Source organism: Acinetobacter sp. KH_038 (assembly GCF_057839405.1).
The window spans coordinates 2,314,237-2,337,343 of sequence record NZ_CM174489.1 but is presented as its reverse complement, the minus strand read 5'-3'; the positions used below and the strand labels follow the sequence as shown (position 1 = coordinate 2,337,343).

The 23,107-nt window shown below is 39.8% G+C and carries 25 protein-coding genes; 17 read left to right on the top strand and 8 right to left on the bottom strand.

What is annotated here, in order from left to right:
• Nucleotides 1–26 precede the first annotated feature (26 nt).
• The 6 genes from AC3IT7_RS11040 to AC3IT7_RS11015 all read left to right on the top strand — a co-directional run bounded on the left by AC3IT7_RS11040 (nt 27) and on the right by AC3IT7_RS11015 (nt 4,781).
• Entirely contained in the window at nt 27–1,073 is a 1,047-nt protein-coding gene (locus AC3IT7_RS11040; RefSeq protein WP_475655235.1) for a rod shape-determining protein, read from the top strand.
• 16 nt (nt 1,074–1,089) lie between these two features.
• Nucleotides 1,090–1,947: a rod shape-determining protein MreC gene (mreC, locus tag AC3IT7_RS11035; protein ID WP_004279362.1), complete on the top strand. Its 858-nt coding sequence runs from the start codon at nt 1,090–1,092 to the stop codon at nt 1,945–1,947.
• Complete coding sequence (gene mreD, locus AC3IT7_RS11030) at nt 1,934–2,425, top strand: rod shape-determining protein MreD (RefSeq protein WP_475655236.1); 492 nt, start codon at nt 1,934–1,936, stop codon at nt 2,423–2,425. The genes mreC and mreD overlap by 14 nt, the downstream gene beginning before the upstream one ends.
• The gene (locus AC3IT7_RS11025; protein ID WP_489248501.1) at nt 2,413–2,979 is read left to right on the top strand and encodes a Maf-like protein; all 567 of its coding nucleotides are present in this window, start codon (nt 2,413–2,415) and stop codon (nt 2,977–2,979) included. Before mreD ends, AC3IT7_RS11025 begins: the two co-directional genes overlap by 13 nt.
• A gap of 41 nt (nt 2,980–3,020) precedes the next feature.
• Nucleotides 3,021–4,475 carry a ribonuclease G gene (rng, locus tag AC3IT7_RS11020; protein ID WP_475655238.1) on the top strand — a complete coding sequence of 485 codons (1,455 nt, stop codon included), beginning with the start codon at nt 3,021–3,023 and terminating at the stop codon, nt 4,473–4,475.
• Between the two features lie 132 nt (nt 4,476–4,607).
• Nucleotides 4,608–4,781: a PA1571 family protein gene (locus tag AC3IT7_RS11015; RefSeq protein WP_475655239.1), complete on the top strand. Its 174-nt coding sequence runs from the start codon at nt 4,608–4,610 to the stop codon at nt 4,779–4,781.
• Between the two features lie 208 nt (nt 4,782–4,989).
• Here the strand turns inward: AC3IT7_RS11015 and AC3IT7_RS11010 are convergent, their stop codons facing one another.
• Both AC3IT7_RS11010 and AC3IT7_RS11005 read right to left on the bottom strand, forming a co-directional pair.
• On the bottom strand, nt 4,990–6,372 hold the full coding sequence (locus AC3IT7_RS11010; RefSeq protein WP_489248500.1) for a WS/DGAT/MGAT family O-acyltransferase: 1,383 nt from the start codon (nt 6,370–6,372) through the stop codon (nt 4,990–4,992).
• Nucleotides 6,373–6,543: 171 nt separating this feature from the next.
• Nucleotides 6,544–7,278 (bottom strand): phosphoadenylyl-sulfate reductase, encoded by a 735-nt coding sequence (locus tag AC3IT7_RS11005; protein ID WP_475655241.1) that lies wholly within the window; start codon nt 7,276–7,278, stop codon nt 6,544–6,546.
• Between the two features lie 204 nt (nt 7,279–7,482).
• Here AC3IT7_RS11005 and thrH point away from each other — a divergent pair, with 204 nt between their 5' ends.
• A complete protein-coding gene (thrH, locus tag AC3IT7_RS11000) occupies nt 7,483–8,100 on the top strand; it encodes a bifunctional phosphoserine phosphatase/homoserine phosphotransferase ThrH (RefSeq protein ID WP_286379766.1) in 618 nt (205 codons plus the stop codon).
• Between the two features lie 64 nt (nt 8,101–8,164).
• On the opposite strand, the gene AC3IT7_RS10995 is transcribed toward thrH, so the two are convergent.
• A complete protein-coding gene (locus tag AC3IT7_RS10995) occupies nt 8,165–9,316 on the bottom strand; it encodes an OmpP1/FadL family transporter (RefSeq protein WP_489248499.1) in 1,152 nt (383 codons plus the stop codon).
• A 315-nt stretch (nt 9,317–9,631) separates the two neighbouring features.
• Nucleotides 9,632–11,167 (bottom strand): OmpP1/FadL family transporter, encoded by a 1,536-nt coding sequence (locus AC3IT7_RS10990; RefSeq protein WP_489248498.1) that lies wholly within the window; start codon nt 11,165–11,167, stop codon nt 9,632–9,634.
• A gap of 845 nt (nt 11,168–12,012) precedes the next feature.
• Here AC3IT7_RS10990 and AC3IT7_RS10985 point away from each other — a divergent pair.
• The 5 genes from AC3IT7_RS10985 (at nt 12,013) to AC3IT7_RS10965 (ending at nt 15,243) form a co-directional block, all read left to right on the top strand.
• The gene (locus tag AC3IT7_RS10985; RefSeq protein ID WP_151764596.1) at nt 12,013–12,630 is read left to right on the top strand and encodes a hypothetical protein; all 618 of its coding nucleotides are present in this window, start codon (nt 12,013–12,015) and stop codon (nt 12,628–12,630) included.
• 17 nt (nt 12,631–12,647) lie between these two features.
• Nucleotides 12,648–13,754: an XRE family transcriptional regulator gene (locus tag AC3IT7_RS10980; RefSeq protein ID WP_151764595.1), complete on the top strand. Its 1,107-nt coding sequence runs from the start codon at nt 12,648–12,650 to the stop codon at nt 13,752–13,754.
• Nucleotides 13,735–14,043, top strand: coding sequence for a hypothetical protein (locus AC3IT7_RS10975; protein WP_228271898.1), 309 nt, complete (start codon nt 13,735–13,737; stop codon nt 14,041–14,043). Before AC3IT7_RS10980 ends, AC3IT7_RS10975 begins: the two co-directional genes overlap by 20 nt.
• A gap of 16 nt (nt 14,044–14,059) precedes the next feature.
• A complete protein-coding gene (locus AC3IT7_RS10970; RefSeq protein ID WP_489248497.1) occupies nt 14,060–14,434 on the top strand; it encodes a hypothetical protein in 375 nt (124 codons plus the stop codon).
• A 191-nt stretch (nt 14,435–14,625) separates the two neighbouring features.
• A complete protein-coding gene (locus AC3IT7_RS10965) occupies nt 14,626–15,243 on the top strand; it encodes a RipA family octameric membrane protein (protein WP_151764593.1) in 618 nt (205 codons plus the stop codon).
• A gap of 188 nt (nt 15,244–15,431) precedes the next feature.
• Here AC3IT7_RS10965 and AC3IT7_RS10960 read toward each other — a convergent pair whose 3' ends face one another.
• Genes AC3IT7_RS10960 through AC3IT7_RS10950 form a run of 3 tightly spaced genes read right to left on the bottom strand, consistent with a single transcriptional unit; the run spans nt 15,432 to nt 17,590 of the window.
• Nucleotides 15,432–16,022 (bottom strand): hypothetical protein, encoded by a 591-nt coding sequence (locus tag AC3IT7_RS10960; protein WP_151764675.1) that lies wholly within the window; start codon nt 16,020–16,022, stop codon nt 15,432–15,434.
• A 28-nt stretch (nt 16,023–16,050) separates the two neighbouring features.
• Nucleotides 16,051–17,070, bottom strand: a complete 1,020-nt coding sequence (locus AC3IT7_RS10955) for a hypothetical protein (protein WP_489248496.1) — start codon at nt 17,068–17,070, stop codon at nt 16,051–16,053.
• A 34-nt stretch (nt 17,071–17,104) separates the two neighbouring features.
• Nucleotides 17,105–17,590 (bottom strand): hypothetical protein, encoded by a 486-nt coding sequence (locus AC3IT7_RS10950; protein ID WP_489248495.1) that lies wholly within the window; start codon nt 17,588–17,590, stop codon nt 17,105–17,107.
• Between the two features lie 125 nt (nt 17,591–17,715).
• On the opposite strand from AC3IT7_RS10950, the gene AC3IT7_RS10945 reads away from it, so the two are divergent.
• Together AC3IT7_RS10945 and AC3IT7_RS10940 are read left to right on the top strand one after the other, a co-directional pair.
• Nucleotides 17,716–17,853, top strand: coding sequence for a hypothetical protein (locus AC3IT7_RS10945; RefSeq protein WP_157799940.1), 138 nt, complete (start codon nt 17,716–17,718; stop codon nt 17,851–17,853).
• A 16-nt stretch (nt 17,854–17,869) separates the two neighbouring features.
• Nucleotides 17,870–18,742, top strand: a complete 873-nt coding sequence (locus AC3IT7_RS10940; RefSeq protein ID WP_489248494.1) for an exonuclease domain-containing protein — start codon at nt 17,870–17,872, stop codon at nt 18,740–18,742.
• Nucleotides 18,743–18,811: 69 nt separating this feature from the next.
• On the opposite strand, the gene AC3IT7_RS10935 is transcribed toward AC3IT7_RS10940, so the two are convergent.
• A complete protein-coding gene (locus tag AC3IT7_RS10935; protein WP_489248493.1) occupies nt 18,812–19,105 on the bottom strand; it encodes a hypothetical protein in 294 nt (97 codons plus the stop codon).
• Nucleotides 19,106–20,201: 1,096 nt separating this feature from the next.
• Between AC3IT7_RS10935 and AC3IT7_RS10930 the strand changes: the two genes are divergently transcribed.
• The 3 genes from AC3IT7_RS10930 (at nt 20,202) to AC3IT7_RS10920 (ending at nt 23,103) form a co-directional block, all read left to right on the top strand.
• Nucleotides 20,202–20,504, top strand: coding sequence for a hypothetical protein (locus AC3IT7_RS10930; protein WP_489248492.1), 303 nt, complete (start codon nt 20,202–20,204; stop codon nt 20,502–20,504).
• A gap of 2 nt (nt 20,505–20,506) precedes the next feature.
• A complete protein-coding gene (locus AC3IT7_RS10925; RefSeq protein WP_180075989.1) occupies nt 20,507–21,001 on the top strand; it encodes a hypothetical protein in 495 nt (164 codons plus the stop codon).
• A 119-nt stretch (nt 21,002–21,120) separates the two neighbouring features.
• Nucleotides 21,121–23,103: a hypothetical protein gene (locus AC3IT7_RS10920; protein ID WP_489248491.1), complete on the top strand. Its 1,983-nt coding sequence runs from the start codon at nt 21,121–21,123 to the stop codon at nt 23,101–23,103.
• The last annotated feature ends 4 nt before the right edge of the window (nt 23,104–23,107 follow it).

Below are 23,107 nucleotides of genomic sequence, written 5' to 3'. Positions count from 1 at the left end.
TATAAAGTTTAATTGAGAACGTCCCCGTGATTCTAAAACGACTAATAGGCTTGTTTTCACCAGATCTTGCCATTGATTTAGGTACAGCAAATACACTTATTTATGCGCCAGGACGAGGCATTATATTAAATGAACCAACGGTTGTAGCCATCCGTCATAGCGGTTCACATAAAATTGTTGCCGCTGTAGGTCTTGAAGCGAAACAAATGCTAGGTCGTACCCCAGCCAATATCTCAGCAATCCGTCCGATGAAAGATGGTGTGATTGCAGATTTTGAAGTCACTGAGACCATGCTGAACCAGTTCATTCGCAAGGTACATGAAAACCGTCTGTTTACCCCGGCACCGCGTGTTGTAGTATGCGTGCCATGCAAATCTACTCTGGTTGAACGTCGCGCGATTCGTGAAGCAGTATTTAATGCCGGCGCACGTGATGTGCGTTTAATCGAAGAACCCATGGCGGCTGCGATTGGCGCGGGTATGCCAGTTGAGCAGGCCTGTGGTTCGATGGTGGTAGACGTGGGCGGCGGTACCACTGAAATTGCGATCATTTCCCTGCAGGGCTGTGTCTATGCAGATTCTTTACGTATTGGTGGCGATGTCTTTGATGAGCAGATCATTAACTATGTGCGTAAAGCGCATGGCTGTGTGATTGGTGAAACCACGGCTGAAGTGATCAAAAAAGAAGTCGGTATGGCATTGCCTGATGAAGGTGCGAAACCGCTGGAAATTGAAGTTCGTGGCCGTAACCTCGCAGAAGGTGTACCACGTGCGATTGTGGTCAATTCAGATGAAGTGACTCAGGCCATTTCTGATCCGCTGCAAAACATCGTGTCTGCGGTAAAATCGGCACTGGAACAAACCCCGCCTGAACTGTCTTCTGACATCGCAGAGCGTGGCATCGTATTAACCGGTGGTGGTGCATTGCTACGTAATCTGGATAAACTGCTTGCCAAAGAAACCGGCCTGCCTGTGGTGGTTGCAGAAGATCCACTCTCATGTGTAACCCGTGGTGGTGGTAAGGTACTCGAATTTTTCGACAATCCAAATCATGACATGTTATTCGTAGGCTAAGAAAAGGATTCGGCGGGTGCAAGCACATCTGTTTTCTCGACAACCGCCATCTTTTCGCTCTTTTATCATTGCATTGGTCACATGTCTGGTGGTGCTTTTCTTCGATTGGCGCATGCCGCATGTTGTGCAACCTGCAAGGGATGTCCTGTACGCGGCCTATAATCCTATTTATGCTGTGGCCAGTTATCCGGTATTGTCGCGAGAGTGGTTGAATCAACAAACCAAGTCTGAAGCTCAGTTGCGTCGGGAAAATACCGCGATGCAGGCCGAGTTATTGCAGGCGCAAGTTCGCTTACAAAAAATTTCTGAACTGTCCGCGGAAAATACCCGTTTGCGTGGCCTGCTGGATACACCACTGATCATTGACGGGCGTATTGAAATTGCGGAAGTGATTGGCACCGATGCCGATCCTTTAAGACATATCATTGTGATCAACCGTGGTTCGAATAACGAGTTGAAAGTCGGGCAGACCGTGCTGGATGACAAGGGCATCATGGGGCAGATTATCAATGTCTATCCGCATAGCAGCCGGGTCATGCTGTTGTCCGATAAGGAACATTCACTCTCCGTGCGTCTGGAACATACCGGAATGCGTGCCATTGTTTCGGGCACAGGCGATCTGGGGCGTTTAAAAATGGAATATGTACCAACCAGTGCCAATATCAAGGTCGGTGAAAAAGTCTATAGTTCGGGCTTGGGTCAACATTTCCCGGCAGGTTATCTGGTCGGGCAGGTGTCCAAAGTACAACGCCATAATTCAGGTGAATTTGCCCAGATTGATGTGACGCCAGCGGCGCAGTTGGCCGGCGGGCATCATGTGGTGGTGTTATTTTCCGACTCATTAGCGATGGAGCAACCGCATGTCAATCGCTAAGATGCAATCCAGAAAGCATCGCGATCCGTTATTTGCCATTATCATTTCGGTGATCGTGGCTTCGATTTTGATGGTCTATCCACTTTCTTATACGCTCTCGGGCTGGCGTCCGCTGTTTATGCTGATGGTGATGCTGTTCTGGGTATTGTGTCAGCCGACCTGGTGCGGAATCTGGTTTGCCTTTGGCACCGGTATTTTTATTGATTTACTGCTGGATGCACCTTTGGGACTGAATGCGCTGAGCTTTATTATCATCGCATTTTTAGCCCGCTTTCTGACCCGCGAACGCCGTATCCTGACTTTTAATAATCTCTGGGTGATTACTGGTCTGGCAATTGTGGCGCATTTGCTGATGATCTTTTTTGCCCAGCTGGTGGCAGGGGTGCAATTTTCTTTTGCCCGGCACTGGATTCCAGTGCTGACCAGTATTCTGGTCTGGCCTGTCATCTACTATATGTTGAAGAAATGGCGCATATAATTCTTGCTTCCAGCTCGCCGCGACGTCGCGAGTTATTACAGCAGCTCGGACTGGACTTTGAAATTTACAGTCCGGAGATTGACGAATCTGTACATGAAGGTGAATCGGTCGCGGTCTATGTTGAACGTCTGGCACGAGCCAAAGCCGATGCTGTGGCCGAGCGTTATCCGGATGCAATCATCATTGCTGCGGATACCAGTCTGGGTGTCGATAGCGAGATTTTGGGCAAACCGGAATCCAAGCAACATGCCATTGAAATGTGGACAAAAATCTCTGGTCGGTGGCATGATGTCTATAGTGGCGTCTGTGTTCGTACAAAAGATGAAAAATACAGTATAGTGGTACGTACACAGGTTGAATTTCAAACCCTGAGCACCGCAGATATGGAAAGTTACTGGGCCACAGGTGAGCCGCTGGGGAAAGCCGGGGCTTATGCGATTCAAGGGATTGCAGCACGTTATATTCCAAAAATACAAGGCAGCTATTCCAATGTGGTCGGCTTGCCGCTCTATGAAACCGTACAGTTATTACAGACAGTTAAGGCACTAAATTAACTGCTGATAAAAAGAATTTTTATAATGTTTTGAGTGTAATTATGTCTGACGAGTTGTTGATTAACGTCACGCCGATGGAATGTCGGGTCGCGTTGATTGAAAACGGCACGGTCAATGAACTGTTTGTCGAGCGTACGGCCAAGCGTGGTCTGGTCGGAAATGTCTATAAAGGCAAAGTGGTGCGGGTCTTGCCGGGCATGCAGGCTGCTTTTGTGGATATTGGCCTGTCCAGAACGGCATTTTTGCATATCAATGATATGGTCTGGCCGCGCCAGCAGCCGACTCCAAATGTGTTTGAACTGCTTCAGCCAGGTCAGGTTCTTACGGTTCAGGTGATGAAAGATATGCTGGGTACCAAAGGTGCCCGTCTTTCCACAGATCTGTCTATTCCTTCGCGTTATCTGGTGCTGATGCCTTATGGCAATCATATTGGGGTGTCACAGCGGATTGAATCTGAGGAAGAGCGCAATCGTTTACGTTCTATCATTGAACGGATTCAGGCGGAACATAAGCTACCTGGTTCAGTGATTGTACGTACCGCGGCTGAAGGCATTGAAGAACAGGCGATTGCCCAGGATATGGCTTATCTGGCCAAGCTTTGGGAGTATATCCAGCGTAAGCAGAAGATTATTGCGGTTCCCTCGCTGATTTTTGAAGAGTTGCCTTTGCCACAGCGGATCATTCGTGATCTGGCCAATGAAAATACCGCCAAGATCTACGTCGATTCGCGTGAAATTCATGCCAAGCTGCAAGAGTTTGTCGAAGAATTTGTACCGAATATGCAAGACCGGCTTCTGCATTATCCGGGTGAGCGGCCAATTTTTGACTTGTATAATGTCGAAGAAGATCTGCAAAAGGCGTTGCAAACCCGTGTCGCCTTGAAGTCGGGCGGTTATTTGATGATTGACCAGACTGAAGCCATGGCCACCATTGATGTGAATACTGGCTCTTATGTCGGTGGGCGTTCACTGGAAGACACGGTATTTAAAACCAATATGGAAGCCACTCAGGTGATTGCACGTCAGTTACGCCTGCGCAATCTCGGTGGCATTATCATCATCGACTTCATTGATATGCAGGAAGCCCAGCATCGTGAAGAAGTGATGAAACAGTTTGAGCGCATGCTGGAACGCGATCATGCCAAAACCAAAATTACTCAGGTATCGGAACTAGGTTTGGTGGAAATGACCCGGAAACGGACGCGTGAGTCGCTGGAGCATCTGCTATGTGAGTCTTGTCCGACCTGTCAGGGACGCGGTTATGTCAAAACCGCCGAGTCAGTATGTTACGAAATATTCAGAGAAATTCTGCGTTATGCCCGGGCTTATGAGTCGCAGAGTGGCTTTACTGTCGTCGCGCATCCTGCTGTAATTGATCGCTTATTGACAGTAGAGGCGCCAGCAGTCGCTGATCTAGAGCATTTCATTAATCGAGTGATTAAGTTCCAAGTGGAAAATCTGTATACGCAAGAGCAATACGATATCATTCTCAGCTGAAATTGTAACAGAATATCGTTAAACACTTGTTACATCTGAAATTTTACAATGAGGCCTTTATTTACAATACTAGATGCATGAATTAGCCAAAGCCGTTTCTCCCAGTCACAGGCTTAGCAAAAGGAGTGTGTAATGAGTATGAGTAAAGCAGTAATCAATAAAGGCCTAAAACACGTATTAGAACCAAAGACTGTACATGCAGGATATATCGTCGATGAGCGCGGTAATGAAGTGCAAATTACCGCAAACATGGTCCGTAACGTCTGTCATCAATTATTACAACAGTGCCGTACCATCAAGAGCTGATCACATTTTTTGTGATCGTCGGGGCGTCATATAAAGTAAAACCAGATCGCCTTCCAGGTGGCAAGTCGATGCAAAAGATCTAAAAAAATTCAAAATAATTTTAAAAATAAAACTAAGGGGCCATATCAGCCCCTTAATTCTGTGCTCAAGGACTGGCAAAAGTGATCAGCACTTTTTTAGTCCGGCTATTCTGTTTATTTATCTGCGGCTAGCTCGCCGCCTGTAACTTTGGGGTAGGTTCACCCTCTACAATGCGTTCAAAACGCTGAATTTCTTCTTCAAGATGCGTCAGCAGGTTCTGCATTTTCGGCAGGGCATTCCGGCATGCTGTCAAGCCAACTTCCAGTTTGTCCAGATAGCTGGTCATGGTGATATTGAGTGCCTGACCATCAAGTACGATGGAAGCAGGGTAAAGCGCTTCGAGACGTGCGCCATTCCAATATAGCGGTTCCTGTGGACCCGGTACATTAGAAATAATCACATTGAATGCCTGACGTGTTGGCATCAAGCCAGAGGCAATGTTCAGACCTGCCGCACCATAAACAAAGGCACTGTAGTTTAGAATCTGGTTGGCATTCATACGTTTAAAACGTTCTTTGGCACTCAGTACACTACGACGTACAATTTTGAGACGCTCCATAGGATCTTCCTTATGCGTGCCCAGATTGGCCAGAATCATGGTAATGCGGTTGGAAACATCTGAATCGTCACTGCGAACCGAGGCCGGAACCATGGCAATCAACGGTTTTTTGGGTAAGGCATTTTGTGTTAATAAATATTCACGCAGTGCCCCTGAACAGATCGCCAGTACCATGTCGTTAATGGTCACGCCCAATGCTTTGGAAATATGACGTAAACGTGAGAATTCAAAAGACTGTGCGGCAAAGCGACGCGAAGCGCTGACGCGTTGATTCAGGATACAGCTTGGTGCCTGAAAACTCGATACATAATCCGGATTACGGCCCATGTCCTTCATGACTGTTTGAGACAGCTCATAAGCGACGCGTGGTGCACATTCCAGTTGGCCTTTAATGGTTTGCAGGATATTTTTAAACCCGTTGACCTTAGGTGCCTTAAGACGTTTGGCACGTGGTCCCTCTACACACCAAGGCGGTACAATACTTTTGGCATTTGGATCATGGGAAAGCGATTTTTCGACCAGACGCATGCCGGCGATTCCATCCACCATGGCATGATGAATCTTGAAATACATGGCAAAACGATTGCCTTCAATACCTTCAATAATATGACAGGTCCATAAAGGTTTGGCGCGATCGATCAGCGCACTATGTTCTTGTGAAATATAGGTCAGCAGTTCACGGATACGGCCCGGCTTCGGCAGGGCAATATGACGAAAATGATGATCGAGATCAAATTCCTGGTCTTCATCCCAAAACAGGCCGTTTAAATAATTATTAAAAGGGGCAATCGGCGATGATTTGGAGTTTTGAATATCAGTAACTAAATCCTGAATAAACGAAGCTGGCGCATTCTCGGGAATCTGGAATAAAAATAGCCCGCCTACATGCATAGGTTGCTGACGTTTCTCTAAAGTTAAGAAAATAAAATCAATTGGATGTAATGGACGCATAGCGTAGATTGCCTCACTGCACTTTTTTCAGCTGCTCTGATCCGAACAACCTTGTTAGAATTATTAATATAGACATGACAAAGTATAGCGATTTTGACATGGAAAGGTACTGATTTTTCTGTAGATGATTGGTTTACAAAAAACCACCGACGAATCGGTGGTCATGTTCGGTCATTTTTTTAAGTTGCCGGCATGCAGGCCGCATTCTTTATGGGTGGCCTCTTCCCACCACCAGCGCCCTTCACGTTCATGCTGTCCTGGCAGGACAGGGCGGGTGCAGGGTTCACAGCCGATGGAAACAAAACCTTTTTCATGCAGGGCATTGTAAGGCACTTCCATCATGCGGATATAACTCCAGACATCAGCACTGGACCAGTTTGCCAGGGGATTGTACTTGATCAGCTGTTTTCCGGGGCCTGAAAATCCTGAATCTGCCTGCACGACAGGAATTTCATTGCGTGTACCCGGACTTTGATCTTTACGCTGACCGGTAATCCAGCCATCTAGGGTCGCCAGTTTCTTACGCAGTGGTTGTACCTTGCGAATACCACAACATTCCTGATGGCCATCTTCATAAAAGCTGAACAGACCTTTTGCGGTGACGAGGTTTTGCGTTGCTTCAGTTTCCGGGAAGCAAATTTCAATTTCGATATTATAATGCTTACGTACCCGTTCAATAAACTGATAGGTTTCCGCATGCAAGCGTCCTGTGTCCAGGCTGAAGACACGGAAGGGTTTACCGAGATGAGACGCCATATCAATCAACACCACATCTTCGGCACCAGAAAATGAAATGGCAATTTCACCTTGCTGGCTCAATGCAAGCGCTAAAATTTCATTGGGTGATTTATCTGTATATTCGGATGCAAGTGCATCGATACGATCAATAGTCGGAATGATGGTCATGAGAGTCCTGGCGATATAGGCTTGGAAATGACATGGCCTATACTAATTAATTTAACTCCTATTTTAATAGAATTGATTTATCTGACTTATCACTAAAAAATAAATACTTATGAAAAAAATAGATTTAAAAAACTACAGTGCAAAATCGCTTTCTTCAGCTATCATAGTGCAAATTTTTTTCAATACCATTTAGAGGGAATGTTCATGGAAGTCGTATGTCTAGATTTAGAAGGTGTGTTGGTTCCAGAAATCTGGATCAACTTCGCCAAAAAAACCGGTATTAAAGAGCTTGAAGCGACGACTCGTGATATTCCTGATTATGATGTACTAATGACCCAACGTCTGAATATCTTGAAACAGCATGGTTTAGGCTTGAATGATATTCAGGAAGTGATTGCAGAAATGGGGCCTTTTCCGGGGGCAAAAGAATTTGTGAAATGGGTGAGCACACATTTTCAACTGATTATTCTTTCTGATACCTTCTATGAGTTTGCGCATCCATTGATGAAGCAGCTGGATTGGCCGACTATTTTCTGTCATAAGCTGGAAACGGATGCAGAAGGCATGATCTCTGCTTATAAACTTCGTCAGCCGGATCAAAAACGTCAGGCGGTAAAAGCGCTCCATGGTTTAAACTTCCGTGTGATTGCGGCAGGCGATTCGTATAACGATACTACGATGCTAGGCGAAGCAGATGCAGGTTTCTTGTTTGATGCCCCTGACAATGTGATTGCTGAATTCCCGCAATTCCCGCCAATTCGTGGCTATGAAGCCTTAAAAGAAGCAATTCGTAATGCATCTGTGCGTGATATTCCGGCTTAATCTGTTAAGCAAGTTGGAATAAAAGAAGGGCGCTTAGAGCGCCCTTCTTTATGCAATCGACTGATTAGAAGCGATAGCCGATTTTCATGCCATAACCTAGAGCATAGTTATCTTCAAAATCGCCTACAACAGTGCCTGCAGTTTGCGCTTGTGCATCACCTAGCCAGAAATATTTAACACCCGCTTGAATGAAATAATTTTCGGCAGGGCTGTACTGACCACCCAAGCCTACACTCCAGTAACCTTCAGTTGGGCCAAGAGTCGTAACCGGGTTGCCTGCACCAGAATCATATCCAACCGCTGCTGTACCAGACCATTTGGCATTAAATTTATGACCTAAACCGACTGTTGCAGACCACTGATCATCTGAGTAGTCAATTAAATTGTTGCCTGAAGCTGTTTTAAGATAAACTGGTGTAACTGCAAATTGATCCCAATGAACCCAGCGGATATTTGCAAAGGCTAAAGTATTTGCCGCAATACCTGATTGCAGATCAAGATTCACAGATTGTGGAGTTACTGCTTCTGTCTTAAAAGTCGTACCTAAAGGTAAGCCAGCGACAATACTTCCTGGAACTGTTCCAAAGCCAAAAGTTTCTGTAGTATCTGCTTTATGTTTAATTTCAGAACGATAAGTAACTGCTGCTTTAAGTGCGATTTCAGGGATTTGATAAGCAAAACCTGCTAACCAACCAAATGCTTCTTCTTGGTCAACTTGAATATTATATCCAGACAAAGCTCCGTAAGCTAAACCACGTAATTTGATATCAGCTTCAACAGTTTGCCAGACTGGACCAGCATAGAAATTCCAGTTTTCTGTAGGCTGATAGCCAATTAAAGCCGTGATATTATGAGTTTCTACATCTACGCTTGTACCTTCTCCATTCGAGCCAAAGAAAAGTGAATTACTAGCATAAGCTGCATCAGCCCCATATGGCTGGTCATAAATCAAACCCAGTGAAATTTTATCAGTTGCTTGTACTTTGATTGCTGCAGAAGGGAAGTAGTAGTCTTCTCCCATATCATCCACATTATTTTTTAATCGGTCTTTACCTTTCACTGTTGGATCTAAAACAGAAAGACCGGCTTCTGCATAATTTCCTGGCTGTAAAAAGGCAGCAATCGATTGACCAGAACGGTCCAAGCCAGCTGCTTGAACTGCTGAGAGAGGTAGGGCGCTAAGTAAAATAGCAGAATAAATTTTATTGAGCTTCATGGTACGTTCCCTGATGCCATCTGTAACAAAAATGTGATGGAAAAGTAACATAAATTTAAAAAGAGTAAATGCTCAGCTTTGTCGAAGAAATGAACTAAGGCGGTTAAGGAAAGAGCTTGATTAGAGTTTTTATACTAATTTTATTGGTATAAATATATGAAAAATATCAAATTAAATTAACTTTAAATAATGTAAAAGAATTGAAGTTCTGTTAATTTTAATTGGTGCTAAAATAATCGAATGATATGCAAGTGTATAAAAATAGAGTAAAAACGATAAAAAACCACCCGAAGGTGGTTTTTTATTAAGTCTATCTTAGAAACGGTAACCCATTTTTAGGCCGTATGCGATTGCATGGTTATCGCTAAAGTCGCCAACAATACGGTTATCTTCACCCACTTGTGCAGCAGTTTGTGCTTTTGCGTCACCTAACCAGAAGTATTTCACACCACCCGCAATGAAAGTCGCCGGTGTAGGACTGTACTGAAGGCCTAGACCTACATTCCAGTAACCTTCAGTTGGACCAAGGGTCGATACAGGGTTGCCTGCACCAGAATCCCAACCTACTGATACGTTACCAGCCCATAGATCATTAAATTTACGACCGACACCTACAGTAGCTGAAATTTGATCATCGGAGTATTCAACCAGGTTAAAGCCATTTGGGCGATTAACAGCAGGTAATCCTCCTATCGCCTCAGATGCTAAGCCAAACTGATATGGGCGAATAGAAAATTTTGACCATTCTACCCAACGTACGTTAGCAAAAGCTACAGTATTGGCCATAACACCTGTTTGGAAATCCAAGTTTACAGATTGTGGCGTAGTAATTTTTGTTCTACCTGAAGTACCAATAATATCTGCGGGATTAACACCAATTAATGCTAATCCTGCAGCAGCTGAAAGTCGTTCTGTTGTATCTGCTTCATGATCGATTTCAGAGCGATATGTTAAAGATGCTTTTAAAGCAATTTCAGGGATTTGATAAGCCAGACCTGCTAACCAACCAAGATCTCCAGTTTCTTTCATTGTCGCATCATAGCCATTAAAGATACTATAAGACTGCCCGCGAAGAGACAAATTCCCTTTTACTGTTTGATAAACTGGGCCTGCGTAAATATTCCAGTTTTCAGTTGGTTGGTATCCGAAAAGGAAAGTCAAATTTTGACTAGTAACATCTACTTTAGTATTGCCAACACCTAAAGGAATGTCTGCTAAGGTATCTGCTAATTGAGCTTGGCCCTGAGCAATCGCACCCGCTTGTACCTGAGGGCGTACTGCTGCAGCCGCTACATCTACATTTCCACCCGCTTGAGTAACGATTCCGGCAGCTGTAGCTGTTACTGTTGCATTATAAGCTGGATTATCTGGAGTAATACCTTGTTGCGCCACTAAACCTTGAGCAGCTAATCCTACTAATTCTTGACTTGTCAGAGCATCTAAAGTTGTTTCAACCTGTTGTAAGACCAAGTTATCTAGAAGAGCTGGTGGTAAAATTGTATCAGTAGGTTGAGAAACGAATGAGTTATTGCCTGTATATTCTGCGTCAGCCCCAAATGGCTGGTCATATAAAATACCAAATGAGAATTTGCTAGTCGGCTGAAGTTTTAATGCTGCACTTGGAAAATAGTAGTCACCCGCCATATCGTTGATATTACGGCGAGCAGGAGCCTCGCCTGCTTCTCGACCAGAAACAGAAGGATCAAGAACAGAAATACCTGCTTCAAAGTAATTACCTGGTTGGAGAAAGGCTGCAATAGATTGGCCTGAGCGATCTAAAGCTGCTGCAAAAGCACCGGTCATTGGTACAGTCGCAAGAATCATTGCAGTAGTTAATGTTTTTAATTTCATTTACGTCTTTCCTTGAGGTACAAATTTATATCTAGCGTTGTTGTTTGATTTATTTAATTTTGGAGATCTCGGTTACTAGACCGCAATCATTTGTTACTCCATGTGTCAAAAATACCACAATTAAAATAAGAGTAAATGCTCTAGAAGAAAAATAAAGCATAAAAAAGCAGCTAAATAGAGTAAAGAACCTAGTAATTTATGGTGAAACTTTGAGCTAATATTTATTTAAATATAATTATCATGAACTTAGTTGATATAAAGCATAATGAAAAAAATAAGTAGGAATTGAATCTTTCATTAGATGTTTTGTTAAATAAATCACATATTAAACTCTGTGCGCCCTGCGCGAATAGAACTTTAAGCTAAAATACTTATGACTGTTATGTTTTAGCTTTCATATTTTTTAATTGTATCCCTATTTGTATCCTTATTTACCAATGCACTTTTTTCTCACTTCGACTCCCTGTTTAAGACTCAAATTGGTTTAAAGCATATTTACTTAAAGGTGTTTTAAGATCGGGCTTGTTTAGTTCAATAGGTTTAAGAGGAGGGGTTATCAAAGATGGGCATATTGTTGAGTGAAATCATTGATCATTACTTAATATACCAATTCATGGTCTGAGATGGTGACGGATAAACACAGTCAGTTAGATGCTAGAGTGGATGTAAAGTATGGATTGGCTGCGTTACATAGTCGATATGGGTTTATTGAGTATGTTTGAGTCTAAATATTAAGTTTGGTTGACAAATAATGAAATTAGCAATAAAAGTTGGTTGACAGAAGTTGAAATTAGCAATAAATTGATTTTAACCCAACATTTCACTATTTATTGCGGATATTTTTTATGGAATGGCGTCATCCTTCTTGTTTTGAACCACAATTAACCGATGAGGTTATAAGCTTCTTCGCCAAGTATATGTTAGATATTTATCGCGAGATAAATTATCTGCTGAGTGAAAAATACGATTCAAACTATGGACGTGGAACAAGTATCTTTGACAGGACATATAATTGCTTTTTAGACATGATCGTTAATAAGCAATGTCCCGTAGATGTTCATTTGATTAATGGCTCATATAAACTTATCTTTCAAATAGGTAATGCTTCTATACGTTTTTTAAAAGATGATTTTGAAAAGCCAAAAAAGAAAAAATTCCTAATGCAACAATTGCAAAGTCTTAGCTTATTTCCTTTAGATGACCATCAGCCTCATTTTTGGCGATTTATCTTAAATGAACCAAAAACATTAGATGATGAGCCATTCGTTGTATTTGCTGGTTATAACTTAGCAAATGAAGTTGTTGCATATTGGAATTCTAGTGATATTACCGATATCAATCATATTCATTTAGTTGAGCCAGAAACTCCAACATCTGTTGAATTAGGTTCACCTTTGGTTGAAGATCCTGAAATGGACAATGACAAAGAAGATGACGATGATTCCGAAGCTGTAAACACTTAATTGTAAGATGAATAGCCATGACAACTGAATTTAATGGCTTGGAACTAAAGCTTCTTAGACAATTTAATGAATTATCTTTAGAAGATTTAGGGAGCAAGCTGGACTGTGATTACACACGCCAATATATTCATAAAGTTGAAACTGGGCAAACTCTACCTAATGATCAATTTATTGATAAGGTAGCGCATTATTTTAATGTGTCACAGTCTTTTTTTATGCAACAAAAGCCTGTGTTACAGGAAGACCAAATTCATTTTAGAAGTAATCGTACTGCCAAAGTTTCTTTTAAGCAGATTGTTATCGCGAGAGGTGAATATATAAAGCGTCTGACTGAATATTTGGACTCAAAGCTAAGGTTGCCAAAGTATGATATTCACACTTCCGAAGATGAACCGATTGCTCAGGATCCTGCGATTGAGTCTATAGCTGAACAATGTCGTGAAAAGTGGGGCTTAGGCTTAGGGCCAATTAGTAATATGGTGAGGCTTTGCGAAACGCATGGCATCATTGTGACTACATTTCCTTCTATATCGAAAGAAGTAGATGCTTTGTCTTTAGCTACAAAACGTCCAATCTTTGTGCGGAATGAATCAAAGGAAAGCATATGCCGTCAGCGTTTTGATCTGGGGCATGAACTTGGCCATCTTGTACTTCATGATGGCATCGTTACGGGTGATCGACTCACAGAGTCACAGGCAAATCATTTTGCTTCTGCTTTGCTAATTCCTCAGGTAATGATGCGGACGCATTTTCCAACTTGGTACAAAAATGGTCGTTTCAACTGGTCGAAGCTGAGTGAGTTTAAACAAACATGGAAGGTAAGTAAGGCAGCGATTTTGTATCGTGCTAAGCAATTGGGTTTATTAACTCAAGAGCAATATACCAGTGGTGTGATTTACCTGAAAAAAACAGGTGAGGGTATAACTGAAAAAGAAGATTACTTAATTCCGAAGGAGAAGCCTGAACTTCTTCAAGCTTGCTTTGCCATGCTCGCAAAAAAGAAAATTTTTGCTGAAGATATTGCTCAGTCTTTAGATGTGAATGTTAGTTTTCTTGAAAATTTGGTTGGAATGAATATTCCAAGAAAACCAAAAGTTTTAAGGATTGTGGAAGAAAGCGCTTAATTGCGCTTTTTTTATATATTTCAAAAAATTAATTTTACTTAATGTTGAAATATTAGTACCTTATATTTTCAAAAATAAAGAGGGTGACACTATGAAATTATGTACATTATGGGGAGATATGTCTGCTGATCGTGCTAGCGACCAATATCCACAAGCAAACGTTTGTGATGATTGTATTAATAACCATGCAGATTCTGAAAATTCTCCTATTGTAAGTGTCAATGGAAGTTATGATTCTTCTTATGGAGAAGAATGCACTTTATGTGATGCCCATATTTCAGAAGAATAAATTTTAGGAGTTAATAATGTTAAGTACAGACCAAATCAGTGTTTTACAAAATATTTTGAATAATGAAGAAGAGTTAATTATTGCACTTGCAGAAGAAAACAATATTAAGTCAGATGCAAGTATTGGTGTGGCGCATTTTTTATTGGCAGATGTAAATAACTTTTCTAAGATGAGTACTCATCAGAATTTTCATTATGAAAATTCAATTAAACCTTTAATTTATAAAGTCCTTTGTGATGGAATGCTCGGAGAGCATGAAGATGGTTCATCTTCATGTATTGGTGATGGATTTATTGATGAAGAAAGTTTATTAGGGGCTTACATTGAGCAAGATATGCGTTGTCAGCATTGTGTGCAAACAACAGATACTTGGCAAACCAATAATCCTTAAATTTAAATAAAAATTTTTACTTTATTTGTAGTTATTAGTATTTTACTAGGGATAAGTTAACCGCTAAATCAAGCATTAAAGTATCTCAAACAGGTGTTTGAGAAGAATGTAAGTTCTATGAAAACTTATTTGATCATAGTGTATATTTTCGAAAATTAAAAGCCTGCTAGCAAAAATGCAGGCTTTTATCTATGCAGTATATTTATATGTGTAAAAATGATGAAATGAATTTAAATGAAACGAAAATTTCAGAACTTAAAGCTGTATATAAATTAGCTATAGAGACGAGAAATTTTGAGATAACACAATTAATTAATAGAAATAACTTTTTTATGTTATTTCAAGGTGTGTTATTAGCAGCAGTTTTTAGTAATCAAGCTCCTAAACCTATCGTTGAGTTTATTATTTGCTTTTCTGGGATTTTTATTTCTGGTCATCAAATGAAAGTTGCGGCAGGTGCTAAATATTGGCAGGAATGGTGGGAACTTAAGACTAGTGAAATCGAAGATGAGTTAAAAAAAGTTATTGGAAATGATAGTTTCATTCCACTATTTAGTTTAAATAAAGATCAAATGAAAGCATTTAGGGAAAAGGTAATTACTAAAATTGAAAGACCACAAAGTAAATGTTTAGAAATAGATTATAATAAAATAATTAAAAAAAAATACTCTGTCAGTCGCGTACCTATTTATACTGGATTCGTGCTAATGCTTACGTGGGTAGCATTACTCTTTAGTACATTAGGTTGGTTTCATGTTTTTGATTTATCAGATTTTATCCATGGAATTCAATTTGAAAAAGCACCTTAATGTGCAGTAGCCGATACTTGGGATTGCTTCTGGCAGCCGGTGAAAGCGAATAAAAAAATTAGGGGTATTAGAATTAAGTTTTTCATAGTTATGTATTGAGGTTATAGATAGCAGAATTATAAGTTGGAATTGGAAAAAAAACCCATCGTAAGATGGGTTGATTAAAAAAAATATTGCAGTATAAACAACTAATTTTTATGGACTCTTTCACCAAGATAATAGAGACTTAAAAAAGTCATCATTATTAACTGTACAAGCGAAAATATAACAACTACACAAGAAAAGAAGTAAACCATATAGACCACATATAGTGAAGAAACCTTAATTTCTAAGCTATATGAAAAACGGATAATTAATAAAAAACAAAATAGTACGATGCTGATGAAGGTTAGATAAGAAAATAATCGTGCTAAGAATCTTCTTCTATTCATTTCAATCCAAAAAACTTTATATGGATTATATTCAACATATTTTTCTTTAGGCGGATCGCCAGCCATTGGCTGATCCATAGTAGTACTATTAATCGTCGATATCGCAGCTAAGGCAGCGATATAGAAGCCTGGCATTGTTTGTAAAAAGCAAATTAAATAATATGTCAGATCATTGATAAAAATATTTGAATTCTTAGTACCAATTTCAAACCATACAAAGGTCATAATTGCACTTAATATAATTGCAACTAATGAAGGAACAATAAAATCAAAACGTGTCTTATTAATTAGTCCGTTATCCCATCTTATACTAAGATAGTTTAAAGGCTTAAAAATCAATTCAAGCATAACTACCCCCAATTTTTTATAACTAGGATCACATTTTAGCTAACATTCTATCACATAGGGCAATGTTGGCACGAGCAGGACTCTCACCATTATCATCCTCTTCCGACATAGGTTGTCGTAGTTCTTCTGGGAAATATTCTTTCTTAACTAAACGGAAAACTTCATCATCTGCATCATATTCTGCAGTACGTGGGCTCCCATTTTCATCTTTAAAATTAATTGTAAAAACTGAGCCTTGCATATCTGGCTGACCCTTTCTAAATAAGGCAAAAGTACCAATAACATCAGCAGCTTTATCCAAGAATGATATCGAAGTATCATTAATGATTTGAGTATCTACTTTCATTGAAACTTTAATTTTATCCTGACTAAAATGTCCAGTAGCGTCAAAGTTTGTACTATTTTGGGCTTGTTTATAAAAATCTACGTGCTGAATTTTTCCATCTTCGAAAGCCTTAATAATACTTGGGTCCACTTCTGCCTTAATTTCTAATTTTGGCTTATAGGCTAAAGGCTTCGGTTGGCCTGCCTTAGGTGCTTTTTGATAACGTTCAACTGGATCATCACCAATAAAGTAACTTTCAAAACCTCCATGTTTTCTTGCATGGCTAAAGAAATAATTTAAAGTATCAATAAGTTTTTTTATTGTGATGCCTCGCTCATATTCTAAGGCAACCTTAGCTATAGCAGGATTAGATGAATCAACTTTTATCGCTACATTTACTCTTTTATCTGCTCCCTCATTTTTATTTCTTTTTAAAGGTCGTGTCTTATTGGTTTCTAAGTTACGTGCAACCTGATTTTCAGCTTCGGCATCGGCAATAATAAATACAAATTTGATTGCATTGAGATCATCATCAAAATGCACATCCGAAATTAATCCACAAAATCTATCATTCAAAAAATTTCGCTTAAAATCAACATAACCCCATTCAACTAATTTTTGAAAATATTCATATAGGTTTATGGTAGCAATAGCTTTAGGTTTACCCTGAATAAGAGATTCTACTGATGCAGTGAGTTGATGGTAGGTGGCACAAATTGACATATATTATTTCCAATTTAATCTAATTTTTCAAAATTCAAGCCTGAACAGGTAGTAGGTTTAATGTCCAATGAGTTCCAAATCGTTCATTTAGGTACTGTGAAATAGCATCTTTCCGAGCCTCATAATGAGCAGTTTTATAAAGAACAGCATTGGCTCCAGTGGAAACGCCGTAGCGAGTAAAGCCATCCATAGCATCATTTGCAGTCGTTACATTAGTAAGGAATATGTGTGCCTTACCATTTTTAATAAATCTATTGATATCCTTTAGTTTTGGGGCAATTTCTTCAGGAATAATAATTTCCACAACGTGATACGGGTCTTTAGAAACAGGCTGAATTATGTAATCAATGCCTCTGGTCATCCCGCCACTAAAACTTTGTGCTGTTTCATCTGCGGATTCCATATCATCAAAGAGTCCTATATCAATAGCTTCTTGTTGTGACTCTGTAGTAGTAAGCCAACCGTCATCATCAGGGATGATGTAGCAATTTTCTGAAATCAATTTGATGATGTACGACATAAGAGCCCCAAAATAATAAAAAAGTAATTTATAGATAACGACAGTTAGAATTTTTATTGGATATTTCTCCAATAACTATATTTTGGCATAGTTTGTTAATTTCTTACATCGGATTTCTATCCATAATGACCTTAAAGAAAATGGTTGCTGAAAGTAAAGCAGTTCAAATCAAGCGAAATTTCAGCTCTATAGTTTTATGGTCTGAGAAAGGCGCAGCTCGTCATGCCAAAATTCTAAATACAGAACAGGCATGGGAAAATTAAAAAAATGGGGAAAAGAATGGATTTTGTAGCACTTGATGTAGAGACGGCGAACTCTGATCCAAAGTCAATTTGCCAGATTGGGGTCGCCGTATTTAAAGACGGCGAGCTAATTGAAAGCTGGGGATCCTTAATTAATCCTCAAACTTACTTTGATTGGATGAATATCCAAATTCATGGGATAACTAAGGACGATGTTGACGGCGCTCCTTTAATCCATGAAGTCAAAGATCAACTGGATCGGCTTATAGGGAGTTCAGTAGTAGGAACTTACACTACATTTGACCAGGTAGCACTGACACGAAATTTTGATCAATTAGATTACCAGTGGCTCGATATAACAAGGATTGTTCGTAGAACCTGGGAGAAAGTAGCATACAGTGGTTATGGCCTCGCTAATGTATGTAGGCTAAATGATATTCAGATCGAAAATCACCATGATGCTGTAGCAGATGCGATTGCAGCAGGCCAGGTATTAGTCGCTGCCTTAAACGCTAAACAGATGAAATTGGAAGATTGTCATTCCCTGGTGCGGAGAAAAATCAGCACATTGATCTCTACTGGTAAAATGGCTGAAGGTCGAAGTCCTTCTAATATAATTATTGACGGTGGTAATCCTGATGGGGATTGGTTTGGTGACGTATTATGTTTTACCGGAGAGTTAAGAATGCCACGGATGGATGCAAGTATTCTTGCTTCTCAGCTTGGTTTTGATGTGGGAAAGGGAGTTACCAAGAAAACAAACTATTTAGTTAAAGGCCAGCAGGATGTAGCTAAATTAAATGGTAAAAGTATGAGTTCAAAAGAAGAAAAAGCATTAGGTTTAATCAAAAAAGGGCAAGATATTGTCGTAATTTCAGAAGATGATTTCTTTTATATGATTGGCTCTTAAACCTTCTCAAAGTTAAATAAATATAGCGCCCATGTTGTTTGATATATGTTGGGAATAGAGAATAAATAGTTAGTTTATTCTCTTTCTACCACGTCGATTGGTTAGGTTGGTTTTTAAAATTGGTATCACTACATTTGGATCAAAAAGTTGTTTTCTAGGACCGCCAACATTGAAGCAATTAATTTTAGCTGAGATGGATGCTCGTGACATTTGAAATCTTTTTGCAAGCCAGGCTAAATCTACAAGATCAGGGTATTGCTCTTTTTCTAATGCAATAACTGTAGCGCCGTAGATTGAATCTCCAAGACATATTCTAGGTGGTAACTCACTTTCTACAGTGATGATATATTTCTGTTTAAACATGGTTGTTGACCTAGCTTAATTGAGAAGTTGATAGCTGTTGGAGGGTAAGTACTGCAGGGCCTCCTGATCTGGAGTATTGCTATGCTTGATTCCTTCTTTTCTTATTTTGCACTGGGCTCAATCATAATTTTGAAATTACACTTTTTATCACTTTGAAAGTGACTTCTTTTCACTTTGCTATGATTTGGAACCTGGATTGAATTCTTTTTCTGATGTACTGGAACTCTTAATTACGATATTCCACAGCAGTCACTGAAACCGATTAAAAATACCGGATTCCTGTTACAAAAAAACTTAAAAAACAATCTTTCTCTTTTACGATATTCCACGCATCAATCATAGGTGGCTAATTTCTCTACAATCCTTATGGCATAAGCATTTTCACTTTGAAAGTGACATTTTTGAAGGTAATTTCACTTTTGATGGTTTTGTTACAATTGAGAATTATAGAAATAGAAAAATATGGTCCAAAAAATTAAAGATAGAGGAAGGTTTTTAGAATTGGTTTAAGTTTATAAAATTTAAATCTACCCAATATTGGTATCATTCCGAAAACGGTAATATTCCCAATATTGGGATTTTGAACGATCCCGTTTTTGGGATTTTGAACGATCCCGTTTTTGGGATGCAGAACCTATCAATGAACCTACCAAAGAATCTGTCAGTTTAAGTGAGAAGAAAAGCACAACGTTTCAAGTGCTCATTAGAATGCTTTGAAGTTGGGATTTTGATGGAAGTTAGTAATTTTTGAAAAATATCTAAAAGTGAATCAATCTATAGCTTGATTTTGCATCCAGTTCCTCACTGAGCAATTCTAATAAGAAAAATGACCAAAGGTACATGAGGAATCTAAAGGCGCTAATACGAAAAATTAGAGCGTTTTAGGAATGCTTTTAAAAAGTATGATTTGACCTGCTTGGATACGCCGTATTGATAAACGGAGATTGAAGGATGGCATTGATTACTAGGTGGAGTAGAAGGCTAAAAATATAGTGTTGAGCGGTCTCCCTCGCGCGCGCGCGCGTTTTGTCTAAATATACCCATTTTTTGATGACTTAGATCACCTCTTAATAACTTGAAAATTATTGGAGGGGCTATGGGAATTTATATTGAGCTTAATAATTTTGAAGTGCCCAAAAATCTTCTGTTTCTCAAAGCAGAAGTTAAGTACGGCGCACCTAATTATAAAAAGATGATTGATGAGCTAAAAAAACATCATGAAATGACCAATGAGAAGATTGCGTATTTATTACCAATCTCCGGTCCTAGTAGTGTGGCTGAATGGATGCGTAACGGTACTCCTCACTATGAAGTAGGAGAAGCATTTATTGAGCTTTGGAAAGCTCTCACTGATAAAACAAACCAAGATATCCCAAGAATTAATAACTGGAGCATATAAGCATGCAACGACCAACAGTTCCGGCCTTTAAGCCTTTAGACTGTGATGATATGGAAAGATCAATCCAGCTATGTAATGGGATTGAATACTTGATTGATGAGTTTCGAAGAGAGATTAATGGCAAGGAACCAGCACAGTTGTTCAATGTTGAGTATAAAGATCATTTACTAAAAGTTGCTTCTCACTTGGAAGAACTGATCCATCGCCTCACTTACTTAACAGCTAAGAACAATAGAGCTTTTTACTATAATCATCTTTATACAATTTTAATTAACTTGAATAGCTGTCCGAATACTTTAATTATTACAGCACATTATTTGGATCCTGATCAAGAATTTAAACGCCTCCTTAATCGGAATACATTCGAGTTTGAGTTAGGACAGATCGTGAAGAAGATCCAGTTTATAAAACGTGTGCTGGAATCGCTTTTTATTGGTCGTAAGTCTGGAGTGAAAAATATCAATCGTTGCTTTCATCAAACGAAGCGTACAGCTTGATTTTAATCCAGAGACAGGAGCTATTTAGGCTCCTTTTTTCTGGACTAAATATACCCATTTTTTGGGGACACATAACCATTTAATTTTGAAGTATTGAGTAAATTACTTCGAGAAAGAAAATGGCATTAATTCCACGTTCACAAGGCCGAGCAGTATCACGGCCAACATTGCAGCAGCACACACCAATAACCGGACTCGGAAGTATTGGTAAAGCTATTGATGGTGTGCTTGAGGCACGTAAAGAGGAAAAGGATAAAACAGAGAAGGCTGATTTTGCATTACAGTCATCCAAGATTGGTGCTGATATCAGCGTTGTTGATAATGATTTGCTGCTTAAAATGCAGAGTGGAGAACTGACCTACGATAATGCAGTAAAGCAAAGACAGGAAAGCCTTGAGTCAATCAAGACCCAGTATAAAACTGCCGTACCAAAGCAGTTTGAGCAAAACTTTAATAATTACTTCGAACAGCATTCTTATCAAAGTGCATCGAAGTATTTGCCGATCGCGCAGAAGTCAGAGCAGCAACAGGCAATTGTCCAGCTCAAGGACATGAAAGAAAATTATTTAAAGAACCCGAATGCTTCCGAGCAAGAAGTTTGGAATGGTTTAGCTACATATGGACAATCTAAGAGCCTACCTTTGGCCCATGTTAAAGATGCTTATAACGAATATAAAAATAATCGCTCCAGCAATGAGGTAGCTGCATTCTATTTAGGAAATAAGTCGGACAATGAAAAGCTTACTGAACTAACGACTCCTGAAGCTGTAATAGCAAAACATCCCAATTTAACCCAAGAGCAGGCTGTCTACTGGAGTGGTCGTGCACTCACTCAAATGGATCAAAATAAACGTGCGGCTGCCTTGCAGCAAAAGCAGTTAGATGATGATGCTAAAGATGCTGTTAATGAAATGAAGGCAGACATTGAAACTGGATTAATTCCAAGTGAGGCAGTAATCAAGTCTCGTTTGGCACGTGTGCAGGGAACTCAAAAAGAATCTGAGTTTGTTCAATATAGTGGGGCCTTGGTTGAGGTCCAGCAGTTCATGAGACTGGGAGCGGATGAGCGCGAAGCTTACCTCAGTAAAAGGCGTTCAGAGGCTCAAAATACGGCGCAAGATAATGCTAAAGACGTGAGTTGGAAGTTAAATCTTCTTTCTAAAACGCATGAAAATATGCTGGGCTATGAGAAAAATAATTCAGCTCTGGCTTACTCGATTAAGACTGGCCAAGATCTAACAGTAGTACCAACCAATGCGATTCTAAGCGGCAATCCTGAAGCCATTACGGCGCTGTCTAAGAACATCAAATCTATTCATGCCAACAATATATTGAACGGTACTGTAGGGTCCTTAAATCCTTTCTCTACTCAACAACAATCTGAATTAAAGCAGTTCTGGGAAAAAGCTAGACCAGGCGATAAGTTGAATTTAGTGACTAGCCTCTATAAATCTAGTGCTGGCAATGCCAATGCATCTAGAGACATGATCAACAGTATTGCTGGTGAAAGTGGCTCATATCGTTTATCCGCTTCACTCAATAACAGGGGTCTACAAGATATTGCTGGCCAGATTATTACCGGTCAGGATCTGATTGAAAAAGGCTTGGTCAAAGTAGATGAAAACGGTTTAACAAAGCAAACAGAAACGTATTTAGCTGGTATTACTTCACCAGGTAAACCTGACTTTCAAATCTATCTGGATTCAATCAAAGCTAACTATGCTTATTTGGTTCAAAAAGCTGAGAAGGTGACTGATACCAAAGGCAATATTTTAAATAAAACCATTGATGAAGAGCTTTTCAATAGAGCTGCCAAGAATGTCACAGGAGGCAAGTTCACCTCAGGGGGATTCTTCGGAAGTAAATCAGTAGTGTTACGGCCTCATACTGTTGGTGAAAAGGCTTTTCGTGAGCAGCTGGAGAGCTTTAACTCTCGCAATGCCCGTAACTATGGCGGATCTGATAAAGACTTCTTCTTGGATTTACCTTTGGAACAAGATCCAAAAAATCCATACGTCTATTACTTCAAGAATGGTACCAAGTACATCATGGATGCCACCGATAAGAAGCGTCAAACACGCTTAACTTTTAAAGTGAGATGAGGTA